Source organism: Intestinimonas butyriciproducens (genome assembly GCF_016901775.1).
Classification (GTDB): domain Bacteria; phylum Bacillota; class Clostridia; order Oscillospirales; family Butyricicoccaceae; genus Pseudobutyricicoccus.
In genome coordinates, this window is the sequence record NZ_JACJKW010000073.1 from 1 (window position 1) to 215 (window position 215).

1 pseudogene is annotated in these 215 nt (G+C 54.4%); it reads right to left on the reverse strand.

The features are described from left to right. Positions 1-110 precede the first annotated feature (110 nt). Positions 111-215, reverse strand: a pseudogene (locus tag H6A25_RS12930) (IS200/IS605 family transposase); the annotation flags it as partial.

Below are 215 nucleotides of genomic sequence, written 5' to 3' on the forward strand. Positions count from 1 at the left end.
AATAAATATCCCCCGGCGAAGCCGGGGGTTTTGCACAGACGGGTGAAACCCTGGATTACTAGCGCACGCGTCACGTCGCGTTGGTACGGTCTGCCAGCCGCGAAGGATTGTTACTTGCCGCCCGTAAACGGGCTGTTTAGAAGTTTCCCATCGTCAGCTGTTCGCCCGCCTGGTCTTCTTCTAACTGGTGCCGGATGTATTCTGCTATCTTTTTA